Raw genomic sequence first — 23,056 nt, forward strand, 5'->3', positions numbered from 1 at the left:
ACAAGCCTTTGATTGAAAGCTGTGCTTACAAAATTTAACTGTGCGGCAGCGGCTGAAATCGCATGAATACTCTCTACATCGCCATAGGGTGACCGTCTTACGAAGAGGTCTGACGCTTTTTGACGGCTTCATTGGGTTTTTAAACGCTCAATCGTTTTTTCGCGCCAAACGCGGAGTTGACCGATTTGGATCTTCAAACAATTTTAGTCCGCCATTTGCGGTGAGAGCGTAGCGAAGACCGCCAGCCGAAGGCACCCGCGCGCGCTGTAGGGTTGCCGGAGGCCTATTTGGAGGGGCGGGTGAGCTTTAGCGATGATGATGAAGATTACCAATAAGGTTATATTAAGATGACCTGTCGAGTACCTTATTATAGGAAATACTCGTTCAGAATAAGGGTTTATTGGCCAATTATGATCTAATTTCAAGTCGGGTGGCTGTTTTAGGGTTGTCGGAACAAGCCAAATCGGTAACATTCCATGCCGTTGAATATCACGATTTTAAGGAGAATCTGACCGGGCTACAAAAGAAAACCGCTCCCGAAAAAATCCGGAAGCGGGGTGCAAATTCAAAACAGTCAGTAAAAACAAAATCGCACCCCCAACTTCCAAAGTCAAACAAAAACGCTTTTCGGCGAACGGGAAAGCTTTGCCTGGTCGCTAAGAGGAGACGAGGAGTATGGGGGAAGCCCTACAGCCTGTGCGGCGGGTCGGCCGCAAACAGACATCACAACGAACCGAGTTTCGGCGGCTGGCTCAGACTGCGGAAATTGGAACGGTGACACGCGGCCAACTGATCGGACTTGCGCAGTCACTCCCTTGCCTTGGCCTCATCAATGGCACAGAAGCGCACTTGCTTGTTGTACTGATCAATACGGCTCCAGCAGAGAGCTATGACAAAGGTGGCCGACCGATCGTGTTCAAATCCAACGCTGCGCTTGCGTTCGAAATCGGGCGATCCGAGGGACGTGTCAGCCGTGTGTTGTCCCGGCTGTTTGATGCCGGTGTTATTACCATGCAGGATAGCGGTAACTATAAACGTTATCCGGTCCGTAATGCGGACGGCAGTATTGCCGACGCTTGCGGTATTGATCTGCGCGTTCTGATTGCCCGCTTTGCGGAGCTCGATGGAATGGTTCGGCAGGCAAAGGCGGAAAAGAAATCACTCGATGCGAACCTGCGCCGCTATCGCGGCGCCGTTCGCAATCTGCGTTACGCGCTCGCCTCTGTCGAGGATCTGCCCGCGCGGCTGCGCGCCATGATCGAGCAGCGTTTCGCGCGTGTTCTTGATGCCGTAGGCATCGCGACCAAAGCATCCAGTACCGTTCTTCGTCGCGCAACAGGCTTAATCGAATGGATCATCGAGAGGGTAATGCAGCTGCCTCACGGTGAGCAGCCTTCCGCTAGAAACGAAGATTCGACACGCCCATATGTCGAAAACGACATGCACAAACAGATTACAAACCCCTATTCCCTTGGATATTGTAAAGATGAAATGCGTTCGGGATACGCCGAACAACTCAGTTTCCCTAAAACCGGCTTCGCCGGTAAGAAAGCTCTTGAGAAAAGCTTGAGGCGCAATTCGAGCCAGGTCAATCAACCGCATTACTCCCCACAAGCGTTAGTGGCCCTGCAAGATCTGTTACGGGCACTACCGGCACTGACGACTTACGGAGTATCGCGCCCCCGCACCTGGGCTGAATTGGCCCGGCTCGCCCCGCAAATTTGCCGCATGGCGGGCATTTCCGAAGATGCACGCCGCCGCGCTGTCGATCAGATGGGAGAACAAGCCGCCGCTATTGCCATCGCGGTCACGCTGCAGAAGTTCGACGAGAGGCAAGTGAAATCGCCGGGCGGCTATTTGCGCGCCATGACAGCGCGCGCGGCCGCTGGCGAATTGCATCTGACGCGATCGGTTTTCGGGCTTGCTGCCCGTCATGGAACGGAAGCAATGCAATGATCTTTCGCTACGTTTTCGCCGCAGCGGTGGCCTTATGGCCGCAATCGACGCTTGCGAAAGGGAGGAGAGCGGCTTCTTGAGCGGCAAGACGTGGTCATGCAGCCTGGTTGCGCGCTGATCAGGCTGAAGCGATGTTGCGCTACTTGCCGGGAAACCACGGCATCAACATGGCCGAATAGGGGTATGCCGAGAATGTAGCACGCGAGCGGTTGCTTTTAATCTGGGCGGAGGACGTAGGGAGCCCGCATCTCTATCGACGGGGCCATGCCTCCAGATAAGTCCGCCCGTGCATAACCATATTGGTATTATAGGATGATCAGCGTAGAGAATTGATCCGGTTATCCAAAATTGCCAAGATTACACGAATACTGTTGTAAATGCGCTGTATCCGGCTATCATGCGTGATAATTGCGGTATTGTGTATACGGTCTATTTCGACGAGTTGAATTGCCATATTGGCGTATAGAGCACACCTCTAATTCGGTTGCTTTTGACGCTCGTTCGCACGTCGACGCGGTTGCCGCAAAGCCGGAAGCCTGAAATTTCCCCGCCTACGGCTCCTCGCGCGACAAATTTTTCGGCCCTCGGCTTCCTCCGCTGCGCTCCGGCCCAAGGGTGCAACACCGCTTACCGCCGTGCCCGTGAACGATCATCGCAACCACATAGAGGAGTGAATACCATGGCCAACGAAATCACCAACTTCATCCAGTTCGATAGCGAAGACCTCGACAGCGCTTCCGGCAAAGGCCGCATCTCGACCCTGACCGACGACATCGACATTGAGGTCGTGCCGTTCAATTCGGAAAACCCGGACGCTCCGACGCACCGCGTTTTCGCCAAGTCCCCGCGTGGCTTCAATATCGAGGTTGGCGGGATCTGGAAAAAGGCAAAAGCCGATGGCGAAGGCTTCAAGCGCAATCTCTCGATCCGCCGCCTGAACTACAACGCCAACCTCGGCCGTTTCGGCGGACAGGACGACCCAAGCCTTCAGGCCATTCTCGAGTGGGAACCACACAATTGATAGCCCAACAGCGCCCGGCCAAGTGCCGGGCGCACCCCGAACGTCGCGCAAATCCCTTTGTTTTCTGGATTTTGGTCGTCTTTTGTGCTAGCGTTAACTGCAACAGGAGTTTTGAAGATGAACGTTCATGCCCCCCGTCCGGATCGATCTCCGGAAGCTGTTGTCAGGCGCAAAAAAGCTACGGATCAGGCGCGCGCCGCAAATATGCGACAGGGCTATATCCACGATCCACTGTTGGAAGAGGCAACAGCGGCCTATGTCGCGGCGATATCACGCGTGACGAATACAGAGATCGCGTAGTCCGCAAACCGCAGTAGTTCAACCTCAATATTTTTAGTTTGATGCCGCCTGCCCAGGGCAGGCGGCTTTTTATTGGTTTTCGCCATGGCTGAAACGGAATCCAACGGTTCCTATACATATCCGAACATATCGGTCGATCCGGACCGCAGGGATGTGCTGCACAACAAACTTGGGATTCAGTCGCATAAGGAACTACGCGTCGAAGAATATCGCGCGGCAGCTTTCCGGATGGCTGAAATTGCCGAAGGAGACGGCCCGAAAGGGACTTTCGACGCGCAACATCTGAAGGCCATACATGGTCATATTTTCCAAGACATTTATGAATGGGCCGGTCATACGCGCAATGAAAGCCCCGTTGTCGATGGCCAGAGAGTGGAGCTGATTGGTAATCTGTCGAAAGGCGGGACCTCGTTCCTACACGGCTCGCGTATCGAGATGGGCTTGGATGAAGCCTTTAGACCGATCCGGAATCCCGAAATTTTGCGCGGATCGTCGGTCGAACGGTTCGCCGAAATCGCCGGTAATGTCGAGTGACACGAACTTTGGCCCTTGATGTTATTCTAAGTCATTGAAAACAAACAAGTAAACTTTAACTGGTTTCAAATATTTCGCCCTTTTTGCCACGAGATTTTGCCCTTGAAATAATAAAGGCGTTCGCGATCCGGAAAAGGCATACCTCACAACAGGTTTTTGGCATCAGGATTTTTGGCACAGCGGTGCCTGTTGACGAAAACTATTCGTCATCCGTCAGATCGTGATAGGCTTCTGGAGGAACGGGCTTTCGATCTGGCGGAAAAGATCGGCCATGTTTGGCAAGGGTCTTTTGTGCCGTCTCCCATGGCTTCTCCTGGTTCATCCGGTTACGGACGGTTTCACGAAGGGCGACGATTACAGCATCGGTGATGCTTGTGCGGTCAATGCGCGCAAGCTCGCGCGCGAGCCTATCGGCCTCCAGATTGCGAATATGCAGTGCCATTTGAGTAGCTCCAAGGCGGCCGACCTCTATATTAAAATTGAAGTCACACTAAAAAAATGTTGACATGAATCGCTAGGTGGGTTGTATTTTGAATAAATACTAAAAAAGAGGGACAATGAGCGATCTCGCCAAAATTATCGAGGCTGATCAACAGCCGCTAGGAAAGCGTTTGCGTAGCCGCCGAAAGGCGTTGAAACTAACGCTTCAGGAAGTTGCAGATCAAGCAGAACTGTCAGTAGGATTCATATCTCAAATCGAGCGCGGCATTGCCGTGCCTTCCCTCGTTTCACTGGTTGCCGTTTGCCGGGTGCTTGACGTCGATGTGGGAACCTTTTTCCAGAAGTCTCAGCCTCAGGGGCCGATTACACGTCGAGATAATAGACCGCTTTATGGCCTCGGCTCATTGACGGGAAAAGATGTTACTTACGAGAGGTTATCGGCGGCCTTTCCCGGCAATATTCTGCGCTCGACATTGATCCACGAACCTCCGGGCTTTCGAAGTGAACCGACATCTCATGAGGGGGAAGAGATCTATTACATCGTTCGCGGTTCATTGACGCTTGAGCTGGAAGGCGAAATTACGATCCTGAACGAGGGCGATACCGCACATTTCCCGTCCTCCCAGACACACGTTATCTGGAATCATACAGGCGACACGACGATCGTTTTTCACACATGCACAATGGACGTGTTCGGTGACGAAAATCAGGGGACCGGTTCGGAAAATGTCCTTGCTGTAACAAGAGCTGTCAACCGACGTGGTGCACCAAAATAATAACAAATAGGGGAACTCAAAATGAGATCTGGCATCAAACTGTTATTGGCCGCATTTTTGGCCACTACATCTATCCAGAATCAAGCGACCGCAGACACCGTACTCAGGCTTGATGAGTCGCCCGTTGGCGAACTCGATCCCGCCAAGGCTTCAGATTACGCCGACTCCATTCTGATGTTCAACATCTATGATGCACTGGTAGTTCCCAAACAGGGAAAGCCTGGCTATGAGCCGTTTATTGCTGAATCATGGGAAAGCACTGACGGCAAGGTCTTTACGTTCAGATTGCGCGACGATGTAAAATTTCAGAGCGGAAATTCGCTTACCGCAGATGATGTCGTCTTTTCGCTTGATCGCATGCGCGCCCTTGGCCAAGGGCTGTCATACCTCTTCGACAAAGTGGAAAAGGCAGAGGCGATAGATGCTTCAACTGTCCGTTTCACCTTGAAAGAAATCTATGCCCCTTTCATTTCGGCACTCACGCGTCTGCCTATTGTCGACAAGAAACTCGTAATGGCCAATCTGGGGGATGGCAATGGTCCTATGAAGGACTGGGGCCAGGCATTTCTTTCGAACCATGCTGCTGGCAGTGGTGCTTACACCGTCATTTCGCACAATCCGCAAGAAGAGACGGTAATGGCCAAGAACCCGGCTTATTTTCTCGGAGTACCCGCTACAGCGCCAGATAAGGTGCGTCTGCGCTATGGCCTGGAAGCAGCCACTGTGCGCACGTTGATTGCGCAGGGCGAGCACGAAATCTCCTCGCAATGGCTGCCTCCGGAAGTACTCAAGTCGCTCGCTGCCGATGGAGCCCAATTGCTCACAGAAAGGGGAACGTCCGGGTTTTATATCAAGCTGAATACGACGAAGCCTCCTTTCGACGACGTTAACTGCCGCCTCTCAGTCAGCTACGCCTTTGATTATGGCACGGGCGTTAAGATGGTGGCCATCACAGACAATGTTTCCCTGGGCAGTCCTGCTACCGGACCACTCCCGGTCGGCATGTTGGGAGCTCTTCCCAATGAACAACCCCTCAAGCAGGACCTCACCAAGGCGAAAGAATATCTCAGCGCGTGCAAATATAAGCCCGAGGATATGAATATCGATATATCTTGGACGGGTGAGGTTCCAATAGAGGAGCGGTTCGCACTCCTTCTGCAGGCCAATCTCTCGCAGATTGGCATAAAGGCGAAAGTCAGCAAGGTGCCTTGGGCCCTATTCTCCGATCAGGTATCAAAGGCCGAACGTACACCCGTTGTCTCGCAGGTCTTCGTGAACACGATGACGGGTGATCCGGATACTCTCCTATCTAACATGTATCATTCGAGCGCTGCGGGCACCTGGATGTCGCCAGAACATCTGAAAGATGAACAAGTCGACGCTCTGCTGGAGAAGGCTCGTACAACACTTGATGAAGCAGCGCGTGCCAAGATCTATGAAGATCTCAATAGGCGGCTGCTCGCAATCGCCCCCTCGATTTTCGCTCAGGATCAGATTTCAGTCTTCGCCGCTTCTGACAAAGTCTTGGTTCCGGCGCTGACTGATCCGTCCAAGGCCTTCGCGCTAGCCGGGTTCGGCATGAGTTTCCGCCTGATGGAAATGAAGCAGTAGTTACCGACGAAACCCGGGTCGTTCATTAGCGGCCCCACCTTTCAACCGGAATTTGATTATGTCACCGTTCATCCGCCTCCTAGCGAAGCGGCTAGGTACCTCTTTGCTTGTTCTCATAGGGGTATCAGTGCTGATATTTGCTATCGCTCGGGTAATTCCCGGCGACCCGGCGCGCATCGCGCTCGGACCAAACGCGACGCCCGAAGCAATTGCCGCCCTGCGGGATAAATTGCATCTCGATGCTTCCTTCTTCGTCCAGTACGGCTATTTTCTTGCCGATCTTATGCACGGCAATCTTGGCATCTCGCTGTACACAAATCGCCCTGTTACGACCGACATCGCCCAGTTTCTGCCCGCAACGCTGGAGTTGGTCATGGTCGCAGGTTTGATGATGATCGGCATCGGCCTTCCACTCGGGGTCTTGTCAGCCCATTACCGCGGAAGATGGATAGATCACGCTATCCGGCTGGTGACTATGCTTGGTGTCTCCGCGCCCGCCTTCGTCTGGGCAGTCGTGCTGATGCTCGTCTTCTCCTACTTCATAGGGCTTTTTCCGATTGCGGGTCGGCTCTCAGACAGTATCGCTGTGCAGAATGTAACCGGCTTCATGCTGATCGATACGCTGCTTGCCGGCAATCTCAAAGCGTTTGCAGATGCCGTCTGGCACTTGGTCCTCCCTGCCTTCGCTCTGGCCCTTGCCGGTATCGGACAGGCCGCCCGCCTCGTGCGATCGAACATGGTCGAGACTTACGAACGGCCTTACATGGAGATGGCAGAGGCATATGGCTTCCCGGAAAAGCGCATCGCTCGACGCTATGCCTTCCGACCATCTCTGATCCCTTCTCTTACCATTATTGGTCTCGATTTTGCCGCCATGCTGGGCAGCGCCTTCCTTGTTGAAGCCGTGTATGCCTGGCCCGGCCTGTCGCGCTACGGCGTTGCCGTGATCCTGCGTAAGGACCTTAACGCCATCGTGGGAACCGTTCTGGTCATCTCGGCCATGTTCCTCATCGTCAACATCGTCGTGGACTTGCTGGTTTCTATCGTAAATCCACGCATCCGCCTTTCGCAGAGAGCGTCATGAAGAAGACCCTCGTCATCCTCGCCGCCAATCCTCTGTCGCTGATCGGGCTGGTGCTCGTCGGAATCGTAGTGTTCTCGGCGATTTTCGCCGATTTCATCACGCCCTTCCCTGAACATGTCGGCGCTGTGGTGGACTTCGCCAACTTCAACCAACCTCCACACTGGCCGAATATATTCGGCACAGATCTCGTTGGTCGCGACCTCTTCACCCGCGTCGTCTATGCCTACCGGATCTCGCTGATCCTCGGCATTGTCGTGCTCATCATCGCCGTTCCGGTCGGCGTCGCCATCGGTCTTGCTGCTGGCTATCTTGGCGGCTGGACTGAATATTTGCTGATGCGGCTTACGGACGTCTTCCTGTCAATACCGCCACTGGTGCTCGCCATGTCGGTCATGGGCCTCCTCGAGCCAACCCTTACCAATGGTATGATCGCGGTGACCGTGATGTGGTGGCCCTGGTACACCCGCCTTGTCTACAATATCGCCCGTTCTGAGAAAGAAGAGGGCTATGTGCTGGCGGCGGAGGTGATCGGCGCCTCGAAACGGCATATCATGTTCCGCGAGATATTGCCGAACTGCGTTCCCTCAGTCATCACCAAGATGACGCTCGACTTCGGTTTCGTCATTCTCATTGCCTCCTCGCTGTCTTTTCTCGGTCTTGGCGTTCAGCCGCCGACACCCGACCTCGGCTCCATGGTTGCAGAAGGTGCGAAGTACCTTCCAGACAGCTGGTGGCTCACCGTGTTCCCTGGCCTTGCCATCCTGATCGCCGTCTTCGGATTCAACCTGATCGGCGACGCGTTGCGTGAATTCCTGGGAGTGGATCAATGACGGCCCCTACACTCAAGATCGATAACCTCCGGCTCGGCTTCAAGACGTGGTCCGGGATGATCGACGTGCTGCACGGCATCTCTCTGCATATCCGCAGAGGTGAGCGTGTCGCCCTTGTTGGCGAGTCCGGTTCCGGCAAATCTGTGACAGCGCGCATTGTGCTGGGCATGCTCCAGCACCTGCGCACAGCTCACATCTCCGGCACGGTTGAATTCGAAGGCATTGACCTCGAAACGCTAAAATCCGCTTCGCGCCATGCGCTGCGCGGTACCGCCATGTCGATGATTTTTCAGGACCCGACCTCGTCGCTGAATCCGGTCTACAAGATATCCACGCTGTTTCGGGAAGTCCTGCAACGCACAGAACCTAACATCAATTACGAGACGGCTCGCCGCAAGGCCCTTGCAGCACTTGCAGACGTTGCGATCCATGACCCGGAGCGTGTGCTCGAATCCTATGCCTTCCAGCTTTCCGGTGGCATGAACCAACGTGTCATGATTGCCATGGCGCTCGCCAACAATCCGGCGTTGCTGCTGGCTGACGAACCTGGCACGGCGCTCGACGTGACCGTGCAGGCGCAGACGCTCAAGCTGATGTCCGAGCTTGTCGAGAAACACCACACCTCCGTGCTCTTTATCTCGCACAATCTCGGCGTAGTGCGCGAATTCGCGGACCGGGTCTATGTCATCTACAAGGGCAACATTGTCGAGCAGGGCCCGACCGCCGCGATCTTCGAGGATCCCCGCCACCCCTATACGCGTGCGCTCCTCTCGGCCGTGCCGCGCATCACCGGCGGCGGCATTCCAGACCTCGACGACGATCCTGCGCAATTCCTTGCCCCACTAGTTGCTCATGAAGGCTTCAGCGAAAAGGAACTCCTCAAATGAGCACGATTCTTTCCGTTTCCGACGTCTCCAAGAATTTCGAGGTCAATGGAGGCACGGTCAAAGCACTCGATAGCGTTTCTTTCAGTGTCACAAAGGGCGAATGCCTCGCCGTGGTCGGGGAATCCGGCTCGGGCAAATCAACCATCGCCAACATTATCCTCGGCATCTACGCCGCGACCACTGGCAACCTCACCTTCAAGGGTGAGGCGCTGCCGGCAAGACGTACGCAGGAGCATCGCCGGGCTATCCAGCTGGTGCAACAGAATCCGCTCTCCTCGCTCAATCCGCGTCGTTCAATCGGGGCATCGCTGCGCCTCGCGCTTGATGTCCATAATATCGGCGCTAAGGCGGGCCGCGCCAAGCGCACTGGCGAACTGCTGGAGGAAGTCGGATTGCCGGCAGAGCTTCGCAACCGTGCCCCGTCGGCCCTTTCCGGCGGTCAGCGCCAACGCGTTGCTATAGCCCGCGCCCTTGCTTGCCAATCGGAGCTCATCGTGCTCGACGAGCCAACCTCCGCACTCGACGTTCTAGTGCAGGCGCGCGTGCTTAAACTTCTGAAGGCACTCAAGGAAAGCCGCGGGTTAACCTACGTCTTTATTACCCACGATCTCTCCGTCGTTCGTAACATCGCAGACCGCGTCGCCGTCTTCGAAAAAGGCCGGCTCGTTGAATTTGCCACGACCGACGTCATTTTCACCCGCCCCGAAAACCCCTACACGCGCCGGCTAATCGGCGCCGTTCCCGTCGTCAGCTCTGAGGAAGCAGCGCTTCGGGATCACATTATGGAGCAACTGCAGAATGGAAATACCTGACTTCACCGCCTTCGTACACGCTGTTGCCGACGCTGGCAGCCAGCCGGAGAAGGCCTACGCCGCACTTGAGCAATTGGTGAAAGGCATTGTTGGCGCCAAGCTTTTCACCATCATGACAGCCGATACGTCCGACAAGCAGGCGGAACGCATCTATTCAAGCATGCCCGACGTCTACCCGGTTTCCGGGACCAAACCCTATAACGAAACCGACTGGTCGGAAATCACGCTGAACCGCAAAGACACCTTTGTCGCCAACACGATCGAAGACATCGCCAAAGTTTTTGACGACCACGAGTTGATCCTTTCACTGGGATGCGAGTCAGTCATCAACGTACCAGTCATCATCGACGGTGAAGTCGTCGGTACGCTGAACTGCCTCCATGATCGTGACTACTACACCGAGGAGCGCATCCGAGCCGCCGACGCGCTGAAACTGCCCGGCGCCGTTTGCATGCTTCTACACGACCGGCATAAGAGGGAGAAAAACCAATGAGCCAGAAGACCATTCGGGTCGCGACCGATGTCGGCGGAACATTCACCGATCTCGTCTGCTTCGAGACGGACCACGCGACAGGCCAGTTCCGCATCACGACGGCTAAGTCCGACACCACGCCGCCGAATTTCGAACAGGGCGTTCTGAACGTTCTCGACAAAGGCGACGTCGATCCGAAGACCGTGGACTTTCTCGCCCACGGCACCACCGTCGTCATCAACGCGCTGACCGAGCGCAAGGGCGTCAAAGTCGGCCTCATCACGACGGAAGGTTTTCGTGACTCGTTGGAAATCGCCCGCGGCAACCGACCGGACTTCTTCAACTTGAATTATGAGAAGCCAGAGCCCTTCGTGCCGCGCTATCTGCGCCGTGAACTGTCTGGGCGCTTCGACTATCACGGCACGGAGATGAAGTCGCTCGACCTTTCGGGCCTGCCAGCCATCCTCGACGACTTCCGTGCAGAGGGCGTCGAGGCGATCGCCGTCTGTTTCCTGCATTCCTACGCCAACCCCAGCCACGAGCAGGCGACGATCGCGGAGATCGCACGTCTTTGGCCGGAGATCGCGACCGTCGCCTCGCACCAAATCACCCGCGAATGGCGTGAGTACGAGCGCACCAATACGACCGTCATGTCCGCCTATGTGCAGCCGACGGCCGAGCGCTACCTGTCGCGTCTCAACGACGGCCTTACCGGCAAGGGGTTTGACGGAAACCTCTTCGTCATGCAGTCGAACTGCGGTGTGGATTCGCTTGAATCGGTGAAGAAAATCCCGATCACCATGGTCGAATCCGGCCCGGCCTCCGGCTTCTGGGGCGCGGCCGAACTCGGCAAGCTGATCGGCGAGCCGAACGTGCTGGCGCTCGATATCGGCGGCACGACGGCGAAATGTTCGCTGATCGAGAGCGGCCAGGTCCGCATAATGACGGACTACTGGATCGAGCGCGACCGCACGTCCGCCGGCTATCCGATTATGGTGCCGGTGGTCGATCTCGTCGAAATCGGCAATGGCGGCGGCTCCATCGCTTGGGTCGACGACTTCGGCAAGCTGCATGTCGGCCCGAAGTCGGCCGGCGCCATGCCCGGCCCTGCCGCCTATGGTCGCGGTGGCACCAATGCCACTACCACAGACGCCAATCTCTGGCTCGGCCGCATCAACCGCGATTATTTCTGTGGCGGTTCAGTCGTCGCGGACATGGCGGCGACGGAAAAGGCACTCTCGGAGGTCGGCGAGAAACTCGGTGTCTCGACCGATGACGTCGCGCGCGGCATCGTGCGCATCGCCAATAACAACATGGTCAACGCGCTGAAGCTCGTCTCGCTAAATCGCGGCTTCGATCCGCGCGACTTCACCCTGGTCGCTTTCGGCGGCGGCGGCGCGATGCATGCGGTGGCGCTAGGCATGGAACTGGGCGTAAAGAAGGTCGTCATCCCGGCGGGCGCCTCGGTGTTCTCGGCTTGGGGCATGATGATGTCGGACCTGCGTCGCGACTATTTCGTCACCAAGCTCGCCGACCTCAATGCCGGCGCCGCAGCCACCATTGAGGCGCTCTTCGCCGAAACCGAGGCGCTGGCCCACCAGCAATTCGGCGAGGAAGGCGTCGAAGCGGCGAAGGTCCGGTTTCTGCGTTACGGCAAGTTCCGTTACCAGAACCAGGAGCACACGACCGAAGTTCTTATCGAGGACGCGATCACAGATGCGAGCCTTGCCGCCATCGAGGCCGCGTTCCACGAGACCTACGAGCGGGAATATACCTACCGCCTCGACGCCCCCGTCGAGCTGGTCGGCATCCACCTGGTCGCGTCGGCCGAGGTCGGCAAGCTTAAGATGCAGGAAAAGCCGCTTTCCGCAACGCCGGCCTCCGCCGCGCAAAAGGGCCAACGCAAGGTCGACTATGCGCTGGAAGGCATCCATCCGGCCGCGATCTTCGATGGCGAAAAGCTGGAGCCTGGCATGACCTTCAGCGGCCCCGCGGTCATCGAGGATGCGGGCACGACGATTGTTATCCACCCCGGCAACCGTGTCGAGATCGACGGTTTCGGTAACACTCACATCCACTTGAAAGCCTGAGGAGTGCGGAACATGACGACAGCTTCCCACGATCCGATCACGCTCGAGATCATCCAGAACTCGCTGCAAGCCACCGCCGACGAGATGTTCGCGGCCATGCGCAAGACGGCGATGAGCTCCATTATTTACGAAGTGCTCGACATGGGCACGGGGATCACTGACGCCGAAGGCCGTCTCGCTTCCTCGGGCGCGGGCATTCCGGGCTTCATCGGCGTGCTCGACAAGTCGGTGAAGGTGCTCTTGAAGAAGTTCTCCAAACCAAGCGACATCCAGCCCGGCGACGTCTTCATCACCAACGACCCCTACTACGGCGGCGTCACGCATCTTAACGACCTCGTCGTCTGCATGCCGGTCTTTTCCGGCGACCGGTTGATCGCCTGGACGGCCAATATCGCCCATAATTCGGACGTCGGCGGCAAGTCGCCGGGCTCGCTCTCAGCCGATGCGACGGAAATCTTCCAGGAAGGTCTTCGCCTTCCGGCCATCAAGATGATATCGAAGGGCGAGGCGATTCCCGGCATCTTCGACATCATTACCGTCAATTCTCGCATGTCGGACTTCCTCGAAGGCGACCTCTGGGCCGCTATCGCCTCCGTCCGCATCGGTGCAAAGCGCCTTGCCGAGCTTGCGGAGAAATACACCGTCGCCACCTTCGAGGCGGCGATGGCAGGTTTCATGGACCATGGCGAGAAGATCGCGCTCGCCGAGCTCGCGAAACTCCCGCACGGCACCTTCGAGCTGACGGAGGAGCAGGACGACGAGCGCATGTTCAACGTCAAGGTGACGATATCGGAAACGGAATTTGTCATCGACCTCCGAGACAACCCGGATCAGGACAGCGGCCCATCGAATGCCGGCTACGACGACACGCTCGTCAGCATGCAGGTGATCTTCAAGGCGCTGACCGACCCTACCTCGCCGGCCAACGAAGGCTCCTTCCGCCCGCTCAAGGTTTTAACGCGCGAGGGGTCGTGCTTCCATGCGAAGGAGCCGGCGGCCGTCGGCTTCTACTATGAACTCGGCATTCGCGGCTACGATCTCGTCTGGCGCTGCCTTGCCCCGCACATGCCAGAAAAACTGCCCGCCGGGCACTTCTCATCCATCGCCGGCACCTTCATCGGCGGCATCCATCCCGATACGGGGCGGCAATACACGATCATCGAACCGCAGATCGGCGGCTGGGGCGCATCGGAAGGGCGCGACGGCAATTCGGCGATCTTCTCCGGCGTGCACGGCGAGACCTACAATTGTCCGGCAGAGATCTCCGAGGCACGCAACGGCCTCGTCGTCGACCGCATGGAGCTGAACACCGATCCGGGCGGCGAAGGCAAATGGACCGGCGGCCGCGGCATCCGGCTCGACTACCGCATCCGCCGCGACGATTCCTTCCTGACGCTCGGCTATACTCGCTCGCGCATCGTTCCATGGTCACTCGACGGTGGCAACGAAGGCTCGGCCAACTATGCGCTCGTCCTGCGCAAGAATGGGGAATCGGAGCGCTACGCCTTCGCCTCCGGCATCAGGGTCGACAAGGACGACGTGATCCGCGTGATCACGGGTGCTGGCGGAGGGTTCGGAAATCCGAAAGAACGTGATCCAGCCCTCGTGCTCGAAGACATCCGCAACGAGTACGTAACGGCGGAACGTGCGCGCGCGATCTATGGATCGAACGTGTGAGTCATCGAACTGATCTCCGACGGTATCGACGGGGATCATCATGAAACTGTAGAGGAGGATAACAAAATGAGCACTGAGCCGCTCAAGATTATGTATCTTAACCCCGTCGGCGCAAACGACGCAGTTGATGCGATCTTTGCAGACATGGCGCGGGACCACAAACTGCCGGGCACAGAGGTACACGTGGTTGCGTTGCCGAAGGTCGGCTACAGCTTCTCCCATATCGAATTTCGCACCTATGAAGCGTTGGTGACACGCGGCATCGTGCGTGCGGTGCGCACCGCAGCGCGCGAAGGTTTCGATGCACTGGCGATCGGCTGCTTTTACGACACCGCTTTACATGATGCGCGCGAGATTTCCGGCTCGATGATCATAACCGCGCCCTGCATCGCTTCTTGCGAAATCGCCGCCAGCCTTGCCAACCGCTTCGGGATCATCGTCGGTCGACGGAAATGGGTACATCAGATGCAGTCGACCGTCCACGGCTATGGACATGCGGAACGTCTTGCCGGTTTCTACGATGTCGGCCTCGGGGTAGATGATTTTCAGAAAGATCATGTGGAAACCAACCGCCGTTTGCTAGCCGCCGGTCGCAGGGCGGTTGAGGAAGGCGGCGCGGAAGCACTCATCCTCGGCTGCACGATGGAAATCGGTTTCTACAAGGAGATTGAGAAGGAACTTGGCGTGCCGGTCATTGATCCATCCATCGCCGCTTTGAAGCGAGCGGAATATGCTGCGATTCTCAAGCGCCAGTGCGGCTGGGTACCTAGCCGGAAAGGCTCCTGCGAAGCACCTTCCGAAGCCGAACTTTCTGCCTTCAAAGCGTTCCCTGACAACGAACCCGTCTTTGGCAGTCGCATCATCATTCCTGCTTCCTGAGTGAAGACGACAAACAGGATAGGATAGCCGCTCCCGGTCAAGGTCTTGTTCTGACGCGTATCAGCCAATTCAGGGCTGTACGCGAACGGGAAAGCTATGAGTCGAGAGTGAGAGATCGGTCTGATCTCCGACAATTTCGTCGGGATCGCAACGACACTACTAAGGAGAATAGCAATATGAGTCCTGAACCGTTCAAGATCATGTATCTCAACCCCTTTGCTGCGAACGATGCAGTAGATGCCATCTTTGCCGACATGGCGCGCGACCACAAACTGCCTGGTACGGAAGTCCACGTGGCTGCCTTGCCGAAGGCGAGCTATGGCTTCTCCCATATCGAATTCCGCACCTATGAGGCATTAGTGACACGCGGCATCATGCGGGCGGTGCGCACCGCAGCACGGGAAGGTTTCGATGCGCTGGCCATTGGCTGCTTCTACGACACAGCGTTACACGATGCTCTTGAGATTTCGGACCAAATGGTCGTCACTGCTCCCTGCATTGCCTCCTGTGAGATCGCCGCAAGCCTTGCCAACCGCTTCGGCATCATCGTCGGCCGGCGCAAATGGGTGCACCAGATGCAGTCCACCGTGCACGGGTATGGCCACGCGGAACGTCTCGCGGGCTTCTATGATGTCGACCTCGGTGTCGATGATTTCCAGAAGGATCATGCGGAAACCAACCGACGGCTGCTGGCCGCCGGTCGCAAGGCGGTGGAGGAAGGTGGCGCGGAAGCGCTCATTCTCGGCTGCACCATGGAGGTCGGCTTCTACAAGGAAATCGAGAAAGAGCTCGGCGTGCCGGTCATCGATCCGTCCATCGCCGCTTTGAAGCGCGCGGAATATGCAGCGATCCTTAAGCGCCAGTGCGGCTGGGTGCCAAGCCGGAAAGGCTCGTGTGAATCGCCTTCTGAAGCCGAACTTGCCGCGTTCAAAGCCTTTCCGGACGACGAGCCGATCTTCGGCAGCCGCATCATCATTCCAGCTACGTGAACGAGGACAAGACCATGCAAAAACAGATCGCCTCCCGACTTCTAGCCCTGCGACAGCGCATGGCCGAAGCAGGTACGGGGCTCGTCGCCGTCGCACCCGGTTCTCACATGGACTGGGTGCTGGGCTTCCACCCGCATCCCGACGAGCGCCCCTGCCTGCTGCTCATTGGCCCGAAAAAGGAGGCTTTCCTGATGCCAGCGCTGAATGCGGAAGGCAGCCGGGAATTCACGAATATCAAGTTCTACACCTGGGCTGATGATGAAGGCCCCGACGTCGCCTTGCGAGCAGCATTATCGGCCATCGGGGCGGAAGCACCCGGCCTCGTCACGCTTGATGAAACGATGCGCGCTGACTTCGCGCTACTGCTCCTCGATGCTTTGCCTGCAGATACGTGTCGAAATTTTACGCCCGCAACGCTCGGCGGTCTCCGCATGCGCAAAGACAGCAATGAATACGCAAAACTCAAGATGAATGCCAGCATCGCCGATCGCGCCATGGAAGCGGCATTCACCGCAATCAGGCCGGGCATGACCGAGAATGAACTTGCCGCGGAAATCCGCGCACATTTTTCGTCGGAAGGTGCCGAGCCGTGCTTCTGGATTGTGGGCGCGGGAGGCAACGGCGCGTTCCCGCACCATTCTGCTAGCGATCGCGTTATCCAGGAAGGGGACGCGGTGGTGATCGACATTGGCGGACGCAAGCAGGGGTTCCCTTCTGACATCACCCGCATGGCCGTCGTCGGCATGCCGCCCGAAGGTTATGGCGAGATCCACGCCATCGTCGAGAAGGCCGTGCAGGCAGCGCTGAAAGTAGCTCGTCCGGGCGTCATGGCGCGCGAGGTAGATGCAGCGGCTCGCAACGTCATCGCCGATGCGGGCTATGGCGAATATTTCGTGCACCGTACCGGCCACGGCATGGGCATCGATGGTCACGAGCCGCCCTATATCACTGCAACCTCCGAAACGGTGCTGGAGGAAGGGATGGTCTTCTCCATCGAACCTGGCATCTATCTGCCCGACCGGTTCGGCATCCGCCTAGAGGATATTGTGATCCTGCGCGAATACGGACCGGAAATCCTCTCCGCGCTTCCGCGCGACGTGCATATGGCGAGGGGCTGATATGGGCGCCACAGCAAGAGCATGGGTCATCAATGGTTATGACGGTTATCAGGGACTGAGACTAGTCAAGGTTCCTATTGAGCAACCAGGTCCCGGAGAAGTTCGGCTTCGAATTGAGGCATTTGCTCTCAATTGGGGTGATATGGATCTGATGGTGGACAATTATTCATTCAGCTTCCACCATTTTCCAGCTTGTGTCGGAATTGAGGCGGCCGGCATTGTTGAGGCCGTCGGCGACGGGGTTGAGGGAATAACCATCGGAAGCCGCTACTGTACTTTGCCCTATTTCTATTACAATCGTGGGGCCAGCACAGAGACACTCATTGTCGATGCACGGTATATAACACCGGCGCCTCCCGGACTGTCGGCCCCAGAAAGCGCATCCATATGGATGCAGTACCTGACTGCCTATTATCCCCTCGCTGAAGTCTCGAAGGTTGGGCCGGATAGTTTCGTTCTCGCTACCGCTGCAACGTCGACAGCCGGATCAGCAGCACTTGAAATAGGCCGCATGCTCGGCGCAACCATGATCGGCACGACACGGTTTCCCTCCAACGTTCCCTATCTGAAGGAAAGAGGCGCTTCTCATGTCATCGTGACCGATAGCGACGGGACTTCAATTGCCGAACAACTTCTGGCGGTGACCGGCGGTAAGGGAATTGATGTCGCCTTTGATCCAATCGGAGAGGGACTGATCTCCAAATACAGTCCTGCCTTTGCGCGAGATGCGCATGTCTATTTTTACGGCACTCTGGACACAAAGCCGCCCGAACTTCCTTTGCGAGACATGTTTCAAAAGAACGTGACGTTCCAGCCGTACTCAGTATTCAACTATGTTGAACATCAAGAAATGAGACAGAGAGGCGTGGATTATGTAAATAAAAATCTAACTTTGAAAAATATTAGTCCGAATATAGACCGCTTATTTCCTATGAATGGATACATCGAAGCTTGGAAATATATGAAATCAACCAGGTGTTCACATGGGAAAATCGTAATAGACGTCACAAATTGATCTACGAAATGTAAAAATACTATGCTCACGCAAGTATGCCAATAAGAAGGGGAATACCATGCTACTTTTTCGTAAAATGAGCATCGCTGGCTTACTAATGTCAACGATCGCTCTTTCATTCGTTCCAAATGGTGCGTACGCAGGAAATTTCTTGGGAAACGCCCAACCCGGGACACCGGGTTGGGCGCTTCAACTGTGGCCTTACTATACGAAGGAAAATAGCAGCCAAACGGCAGCAAATTTTTTCCAGCTGGCCTGGTTCAGCGAAACTGGACTGACCGGCACAAAGCAGGACCAGGTTGAACTCTGGCTAGGTTTTAATGGTGGTTACCAAAAAAGCGATTTTGAGGGTGATGACTCACGGTGGGGTGTTACATCTCCTCAACTAGGATTCGAATATTACTATCAGGTTGCAGCCACAAAAGCCAAACCAAACACAGAAGGTTATCGAGCCTGGTGGATCAGCCCTACGATATTCATGAACTTTCCTAACGGATCGGATAAATCCAGCGGGTACGGTGCTGGCGCGAACCAGTATTCCATCAGCGCGAGCGTCAATAACTTCTTTGGTTATGACAAATGGCAACTAAGCATATCGCCCGCGAATATTAACTACCTCTTCCGCGACAAAAATTATACCGACCTGGAAACCGGAGGCCGGAAGCGTATGCAGGCAGGCCTTTCGCTCAATCTGGCGGATATCGCGTTTGGATATCAGCTGACGGATACGCTGGCCGTTGGCGTCCATCACCAATATGACATCTACAATCTGACCGACTCTGATTATGCTAGGTCGGAACGCGGGAGGGTAGGACCGACTTTTACCTATTCAGGCCTGGCGGATAAGGGTTATTGGATTTCCGGCACCCTCGATTTCGATTATTCGAATCGAAATACTGAGAGGGCGACGACGTTCAGCGCGTTTATCGGAAAATCACTTTGAAAAAGTCGATACGAACAACGCCATGATTGAATAAAACCTGTCCATGAGGCAGGTGAAGCTCGGAGAACCACAGGAAACAAGCGGGTTCCGCTGTAATTTCTCTTAACGATTATCTCCTTTTAGCTTCTTGTCATAAACGGCACACGAAGATGTATCGAGTAGCCCCGACACGATAACCTCGCGTTGGGGCATTTTGAATATCGGTGCGAAGTTTACAGTATTGCCAAGTTATCTGATGGGCATTGATTTATCACTTTGAGATGATCATTTCATACCCTATGCTCTGTCTGAAAGGCTTTCGCTTTGCGCATGACATTATCGCCTATGCGGTTTGGGTCTATTATCGATTTCCCTTAAGCGCCGCGGGTAGAAGACCTGCTTCCAGACCTGGTGTCATTGTCAGTCGATAAACTGTCAAGGAGCTGTCACGTTGTTTGACGTGCGGGGGCGTGGAAGTCGCAGAGTGGATTTCAGGCGAGTTGCAGCACGGCCATCCTCCATTGAATAGTAGCGGCTTGACCAGAGGATCGTTTGGAAAGGTCAGTAATCCTGACCCAAAGGCAACATAGTGGCCATAAAGGCCAAATATCGTGTCATTTGACACAGGTAAAGTGTTGTCAGAGTTGAAGTATGTGCACCCGTTCTGGGAAGGTAACGGGCGGGCCCAGGAGGCACTGCTAGTATCTCTTTGTCGCGAATATGGTCATGAGCTTGACTTCATGGTCATTACCAAGCCGCGCATGATCGATCCCAACCGGCAGGAAGCCATAAGAGCTGCCTTTGTCGATCTGGAAATGCGCGGTGAGAATGCTTTCGAGCACAACGTGCGCACCGCCAGGCCGGGCGAACAGATTTCAGGTCAGGTTCTCGGGCACGATATCCGTGTTGCCAGCCTTGTTACCGACCACGGGATTATCGCCGTCGATCGCGCCGACCTTCCAGAGCGGTTGCCCGATGATGATACCGAAATCACATTCACGGCACGTTCTGACTTTTCCCGCTTGTCCCACCCGGATCAGGTCAGAAATGCAGATGGTCGCGCCGTCGAGCGCATGTCACCAGAGCAGAAAATAGCCACGGACCCGTCCCGGCTTGCGGAACTATCGGCGCAAAAGCAGCCCGAGCGGGATTCCGACGACCGCGAACGATAAGCAGCCCAACCTCCGCGCCGAGGGCCGGTCCGTTAGCTTCGGTGAGTGACATTTAGGCCGCCCCACTCGTTGGCTGATTGACGGACAAGCTGCGATAGCCTCTCCCCCATGCAACCGCTTCGCGGTCCTCCACTTCTGTTGCGGCCCAAAGGGTGCATGGGCTCGTCTCGGCTATCTCCGTTTCTTGCCGTCAACCAACGAATGGAGACGGCCATGAACAACGTCAGCGACACCTATCAGCGCATCACAGACCTCATCATCGAGCAGCTGGAAGCCGGCACCAAACCCTGGGTGCAGCCTTGGCGCGGAAATACCCGCCCGACCTCCATCATCCCCCGCCGATCCAGCGGCGAAGCCTATCGCGGCATCAATGTTCTCATGCTCTGGATTGCATCACAGATGAACGGCTACGAGGAGACCAGCTGGATGACCTATCGTCAGGCGAAGGATCTCGGCGGTCAAGTCCGGAAGGGCGAACGTGGATCGCTCGTCGTCAAGTATGGCACCTTTACGCCCAAGGATCAGGACACAGATGACGACCGTTCAATCCCTTATCTCAAGGGCTACACTGTATTCAACGTAGAGCAGATCGAGAACCTGCCTATCGAATATTACAGCCCAGCTGAATCAATGCCGACGACGCCCGTGCCGCACAATGAAACCGTCGATACGTTTGTCCGCCAGGCGGGTGCTGTCATTCACTACGGCGGCACGAAGGCTTGCTATCGTCCTGGACCTGACGACATTCTCATGCCCGACCGCGAGCGCTTTTTAAGCGACGTCCACCTTTATTCGTCACTTCTGCACGAAATTGGTCATTGGTCAGGCGCAAAACATCGCCTTGATCGCGACCTGTCAGGCCGCTTCGGTACCGACGCTTACGCGGTCGAAGAGCTCGTCGCAGAACTGTCTGCAGCATTTCTCTGCGCTGACCTCGGTGTTTCCCATGATCCTCTCGAAAACACAGCCGCCTACGTTGATAATTGGCTGGCCGTCCTGAAGGCTGATAAACGCGCCATTATCACCACTGCAGCCAAAGCCCAGGCTGTTGCCGATTATCTGCACAACCTCGTCTCGGACCAAACAAAAGAGGTCGCTTAGGCGACCTCCAAGGTAATGAACGGTCGTATCATTGTCCATCCTTACCGCCCCATGCAAGCCGGACAACTTCTGGAGAATTTATTGGGTCCTGGAGCGAGCGGTATTATAAACATCGCCACGCTCACGTTTTCCAACCGCTATGACCAATACCGTAACGGTATCGTCATTGACGGAGTAAACAAGTCGGTAGCCCAACTGGCGAAGCTTGATCTTATAATGATCGGGCATACCATGCAGTGAAGCACTCACGACGCGCGGCGTTTCCAATCGTTCGCGTAGTTTCTTCTTCAATTGCTGCTGGATTGTCGCGCCGAGTTTATTCCATTCTTTGAGAGCCGATGGCAAGAATTCAAGCTTATAGGGCATCGATATCGACCGAAATTCCTTTTTCGTCGGCTCGTTTCCGGATTATCTCAGTGAGGCGAATATCATCCAGCTGTTCGAGCATGGCTTCATAGACGCTAGCGGGAACCATATAAGCCATAATTCGATTATGATTAAGAACAGCCACAGCCTCGCCGTTAGCCTCGTCCATTACTGCGGACGGACTTTTTTTGAGGTCTGAAACGCTAACCGCTATATTTGCTTCCACACGTTGCATAATAAGTCCATATCAAATTAGGTATTAAATTTAGTACCATATTAAGTGAGGTAGTACAATAGCGAACCCTATCCTCCAATCGGTGATTGGTTCTTAGTTCGCGCATTTCGAGCAATTGTCGGCTATTCGCAATAGCCATTGCTGGCTACGACTATTTAATTCAATCCGCGCTTTGCGTTTTGGCGTCGACCTGGCTTTGTAGGTCTGCCATTTTCTTAACCAACGAAAGCAAGTCACGCGTTGTGCTATGCGGGAGATTAGCTACGAGTTTCGCAAGTTCGACGCGATCCTTGGCTTCCTCCTCACTTTTGCCCCACAAATGAGGTGCTGCCTCGTAAAGCATTTCGATGGGCATAATGTTCAGCACTTCGCAAATATGCACCAAGCGAGTGACATGCAGCTTTGAAAACGCGCGTTCATAGCGACCATAAACCGGCGTAGAAAGTCCCATGAGCGGAGCAAAATCGGCTTGTTTCAGGCCTGCGTTATCGCGTGCTTCACGCAGGTATTTCGCAAGCCGGTGATCGATTTCTTCAAAGGTACTTATTCCGTTGAAGCCTGGACGCCTAAAGACTGGCTTATCGATCTCAGGATCATTGGTTTTTTCCAAAGAATGTTCGTTAGCGAAATCCAATGCCTCACTGTTCACGCGGAAACCCCTTTTGCCTGCCGTGCCACAACAGCGATCATTATCACATTTTCTGAAAATAGCAGCACTTCAGAGGTGGTGTTCGCTTGTTTCAACGCGCGTTTATATCGAAATAAAGT

General features: G+C 55.5%; 21 protein-coding genes and 3 pseudogenes. 20 read left to right on the forward strand and 4 right to left on the reverse strand.

Annotation, left to right across the window (positions count from 1 at the left end; translation table 11 throughout):
• Window positions 1–675: 675 nt before the first annotated feature.
• The 4 genes and pseudogenes from repC to VBH83_RS17680 all read left to right on the forward strand — a co-directional run.
• Window positions 676–1,956, forward strand: coding sequence for a plasmid replication protein RepC (repC, locus tag VBH83_RS17665; RefSeq protein ID WP_396998914.1), 1,281 nt, complete (start codon window positions 676–678; stop codon window positions 1,954–1,956).
• A gap of 679 nt (window positions 1,957–2,635) precedes the next feature.
• Window positions 2,636–2,977 (forward strand): DUF736 family protein, encoded by a 342-nt coding sequence (locus VBH83_RS17670; protein ID WP_396998916.1) that lies wholly within the window; start codon window positions 2,636–2,638, stop codon window positions 2,975–2,977.
• A 117-nt stretch (window positions 2,978–3,094) separates the two neighbouring features.
• Window positions 3,095–3,294, forward strand: a pseudogene (locus tag VBH83_RS17675) (hypothetical protein).
• 67 nt (window positions 3,295–3,361) lie between these two features.
• Window positions 3,362–3,805 (forward strand): annotated as a pseudogene (locus tag VBH83_RS17680) (Fic/DOC family protein); the annotation flags it as partial.
• Between the two features lie 205 nt (window positions 3,806–4,010).
• Here VBH83_RS17680 and VBH83_RS17685 read toward each other — a convergent pair.
• Window positions 4,011–4,253, reverse strand: coding sequence for a type II toxin-antitoxin system VapB family antitoxin (locus tag VBH83_RS17685; protein ID WP_396998918.1), 243 nt, complete (start codon window positions 4,251–4,253; stop codon window positions 4,011–4,013).
• A 115-nt stretch (window positions 4,254–4,368) separates the two neighbouring features.
• Between VBH83_RS17685 and VBH83_RS17690 the strand changes: the two genes are divergently transcribed.
• The 16 genes and pseudogenes from VBH83_RS17690 (at window position 4,369) to VBH83_RS17765 (ending at window position 21,687) form a co-directional block, all read left to right on the forward strand.
• The gene (locus VBH83_RS17690; protein WP_128095056.1) at window positions 4,369–5,028 is read left to right on the forward strand and encodes a helix-turn-helix domain-containing protein; all 660 of its coding nucleotides are present in this window, start codon (window positions 4,369–4,371) and stop codon (window positions 5,026–5,028) included.
• Window positions 5,029–5,049: 21 nt separating this feature from the next.
• Window positions 5,050–6,639, forward strand: a complete 1,590-nt coding sequence (locus VBH83_RS17695; RefSeq protein WP_396998920.1) for an ABC transporter substrate-binding protein — start codon at window positions 5,050–5,052, stop codon at window positions 6,637–6,639.
• Between the two features lie 58 nt (window positions 6,640–6,697).
• Window positions 6,698–7,723, forward strand: coding sequence for an ABC transporter permease (locus VBH83_RS17700; RefSeq protein ID WP_396998922.1), 1,026 nt, complete (start codon window positions 6,698–6,700; stop codon window positions 7,721–7,723).
• Complete coding sequence (locus VBH83_RS17705) at window positions 7,720–8,553, forward strand: ABC transporter permease (RefSeq protein ID WP_128095058.1); 834 nt, start codon at window positions 7,720–7,722, stop codon at window positions 8,551–8,553. Before VBH83_RS17700 ends, VBH83_RS17705 begins: the two co-directional genes overlap by 4 nt.
• The gene (locus VBH83_RS17710) at window positions 8,550–9,440 is read left to right on the forward strand and encodes an ABC transporter ATP-binding protein (protein ID WP_128095059.1); all 891 of its coding nucleotides are present in this window, start codon (window positions 8,550–8,552) and stop codon (window positions 9,438–9,440) included. Before VBH83_RS17705 ends, VBH83_RS17710 begins: the two co-directional genes overlap by 4 nt.
• Window positions 9,437–10,252, forward strand: a complete 816-nt coding sequence (locus VBH83_RS17715) for an ABC transporter ATP-binding protein (protein ID WP_151081330.1) — start codon at window positions 9,437–9,439, stop codon at window positions 10,250–10,252. Before VBH83_RS17710 ends, VBH83_RS17715 begins: the two co-directional genes overlap by 4 nt.
• On the forward strand, window positions 10,239–10,745 hold the full coding sequence (locus tag VBH83_RS17720; protein WP_396998925.1) for a GAF domain-containing protein: 507 nt from the start codon (window positions 10,239–10,241) through the stop codon (window positions 10,743–10,745). Before VBH83_RS17715 ends, VBH83_RS17720 begins: the two co-directional genes overlap by 14 nt.
• Window positions 10,742–12,814 (forward strand): hydantoinase/oxoprolinase family protein, encoded by a 2,073-nt coding sequence (locus VBH83_RS17725; protein WP_396998927.1) that lies wholly within the window; start codon window positions 10,742–10,744, stop codon window positions 12,812–12,814. The genes VBH83_RS17720 and VBH83_RS17725 overlap by 4 nt, the downstream gene beginning before the upstream one ends.
• A gap of 12 nt (window positions 12,815–12,826) precedes the next feature.
• Window positions 12,827–14,491, forward strand: coding sequence for a hydantoinase B/oxoprolinase family protein (locus VBH83_RS17730; protein WP_396998929.1), 1,665 nt, complete (start codon window positions 12,827–12,829; stop codon window positions 14,489–14,491).
• Between the two features lie 66 nt (window positions 14,492–14,557).
• Window positions 14,558–15,370, forward strand: coding sequence for an aspartate/glutamate racemase family protein (locus VBH83_RS17735; protein WP_259030733.1), 813 nt, complete (start codon window positions 14,558–14,560; stop codon window positions 15,368–15,370).
• Window positions 15,371–15,546: 176 nt separating this feature from the next.
• A complete protein-coding gene (locus VBH83_RS17740) occupies window positions 15,547–16,359 on the forward strand; it encodes an aspartate/glutamate racemase family protein (RefSeq protein ID WP_114217371.1) in 813 nt (270 codons plus the stop codon).
• A 14-nt stretch (window positions 16,360–16,373) separates the two neighbouring features.
• Window positions 16,374–17,477, forward strand: a complete 1,104-nt coding sequence (locus tag VBH83_RS17745) for a Xaa-Pro peptidase family protein (RefSeq protein ID WP_259030734.1) — start codon at window positions 16,374–16,376, stop codon at window positions 17,475–17,477.
• A gap of 1 nt (window position 17,478) precedes the next feature.
• Window positions 17,479–18,492, forward strand: coding sequence for a zinc-binding dehydrogenase (locus VBH83_RS17750; protein ID WP_259030735.1), 1,014 nt, complete (start codon window positions 17,479–17,481; stop codon window positions 18,490–18,492).
• A gap of 58 nt (window positions 18,493–18,550) precedes the next feature.
• On the forward strand, window positions 18,551–19,435 hold the full coding sequence (locus VBH83_RS17755) for a transporter (RefSeq protein WP_259030736.1): 885 nt from the start codon (window positions 18,551–18,553) through the stop codon (window positions 19,433–19,435).
• A 608-nt stretch (window positions 19,436–20,043) separates the two neighbouring features.
• Window positions 20,044–20,586, forward strand: a pseudogene (locus VBH83_RS17760) (cell filamentation protein Fic); the annotation flags it as partial.
• Between the two features lie 213 nt (window positions 20,587–20,799).
• A complete protein-coding gene (locus tag VBH83_RS17765) occupies window positions 20,800–21,687 on the forward strand; it encodes an ArdC family protein (protein WP_396998933.1) in 888 nt (295 codons plus the stop codon).
• A gap of 78 nt (window positions 21,688–21,765) precedes the next feature.
• Here the strand turns inward: VBH83_RS17765 and VBH83_RS17770 are convergent, their stop codons facing one another.
• The 3 genes from VBH83_RS17770 to VBH83_RS17780 all read right to left on the reverse strand — a co-directional run bounded on the left by VBH83_RS17770 (window position 21,766) and on the right by VBH83_RS17780 (window position 22,937).
• Entirely contained in the window at window positions 21,766–22,053 is a 288-nt protein-coding gene (locus VBH83_RS17770; RefSeq protein WP_259030739.1) for a type II toxin-antitoxin system RelE/ParE family toxin, read from the reverse strand.
• Window positions 22,043–22,288, reverse strand: a complete 246-nt coding sequence (locus tag VBH83_RS17775) for a type II toxin-antitoxin system Phd/YefM family antitoxin (protein ID WP_128095071.1) — start codon at window positions 22,286–22,288, stop codon at window positions 22,043–22,045. Before VBH83_RS17775 ends, VBH83_RS17770 begins: the two co-directional genes overlap by 11 nt.
• A 160-nt stretch (window positions 22,289–22,448) precedes the next feature.
• Window positions 22,449–22,937 carry a helix-turn-helix domain-containing protein gene (locus VBH83_RS17780; protein ID WP_396998936.1) on the reverse strand — a complete coding sequence of 163 codons (489 nt, stop codon included), beginning with the start codon at window positions 22,935–22,937 and terminating at the stop codon, window positions 22,449–22,451.
• Window positions 22,938–23,056: the final 119 nt, after the last annotated feature.

Origin of the sequence: Ochrobactrum sp. S1502_03, from assembly GCF_044435015.1 — a bacterium.
Classification (GTDB): domain Bacteria; phylum Pseudomonadota; class Alphaproteobacteria; order Rhizobiales; family Rhizobiaceae; genus Brucella; species Brucella chromiisoli.

Coding starts and splice junctions, on each gene's coding strand:
- repC (WP_396998914.1), top strand. CDS start 676: ATGGGGGAAGCCCTACAGCCTGTGCGGCGGGTCGGCCGCAAACAGACA.
- VBH83_RS17670 (WP_396998916.1), top strand. CDS start 2,636: ATGGCCAACGAAATCACCAACTTCATCCAGTTCGATAGCGAAGACCTC.
- VBH83_RS17685 (WP_396998918.1), bottom strand. CDS start 4,253: ATGGCACTGCATATTCGCAATCTGGAGGCCGATAGGCTCGCGCGCGAG.
- VBH83_RS17690 (WP_128095056.1), top strand. CDS start 4,369: ATGAGCGATCTCGCCAAAATTATCGAGGCTGATCAACAGCCGCTAGGA.
- VBH83_RS17695 (WP_396998920.1), top strand. CDS start 5,050: ATGAGATCTGGCATCAAACTGTTATTGGCCGCATTTTTGGCCACTACA.
- VBH83_RS17700 (WP_396998922.1), top strand. CDS start 6,698: ATGTCACCGTTCATCCGCCTCCTAGCGAAGCGGCTAGGTACCTCTTTG.
- VBH83_RS17705 (WP_128095058.1), top strand. CDS start 7,720: ATGAAGAAGACCCTCGTCATCCTCGCCGCCAATCCTCTGTCGCTGATC.
- VBH83_RS17710 (WP_128095059.1), top strand. CDS start 8,550: ATGACGGCCCCTACACTCAAGATCGATAACCTCCGGCTCGGCTTCAAG.
- VBH83_RS17715 (WP_151081330.1), top strand. CDS start 9,437: ATGAGCACGATTCTTTCCGTTTCCGACGTCTCCAAGAATTTCGAGGTC.
- VBH83_RS17720 (WP_396998925.1), top strand. CDS start 10,239: ATGGAAATACCTGACTTCACCGCCTTCGTACACGCTGTTGCCGACGCT.
- VBH83_RS17725 (WP_396998927.1), top strand. CDS start 10,742: ATGAGCCAGAAGACCATTCGGGTCGCGACCGATGTCGGCGGAACATTC.
- VBH83_RS17730 (WP_396998929.1), top strand. CDS start 12,827: ATGACGACAGCTTCCCACGATCCGATCACGCTCGAGATCATCCAGAAC.
- VBH83_RS17735 (WP_259030733.1), top strand. CDS start 14,558: ATGAGCACTGAGCCGCTCAAGATTATGTATCTTAACCCCGTCGGCGCA.
- VBH83_RS17740 (WP_114217371.1), top strand. CDS start 15,547: ATGAGTCCTGAACCGTTCAAGATCATGTATCTCAACCCCTTTGCTGCG.
- VBH83_RS17745 (WP_259030734.1), top strand. CDS start 16,374: ATGCAAAAACAGATCGCCTCCCGACTTCTAGCCCTGCGACAGCGCATG.
- VBH83_RS17750 (WP_259030735.1), top strand. CDS start 17,479: ATGGGCGCCACAGCAAGAGCATGGGTCATCAATGGTTATGACGGTTAT.
- VBH83_RS17755 (WP_259030736.1), top strand. CDS start 18,551: ATGCTACTTTTTCGTAAAATGAGCATCGCTGGCTTACTAATGTCAACG.
- VBH83_RS17765 (WP_396998933.1), top strand. CDS start 20,800: ATGAACAACGTCAGCGACACCTATCAGCGCATCACAGACCTCATCATC.
- VBH83_RS17770 (WP_259030739.1), bottom strand. CDS start 22,053: ATGCCCTATAAGCTTGAATTCTTGCCATCGGCTCTCAAAGAATGGAAT.
- VBH83_RS17775 (WP_128095071.1), bottom strand. CDS start 22,288: ATGCAACGTGTGGAAGCAAATATAGCGGTTAGCGTTTCAGACCTCAAA.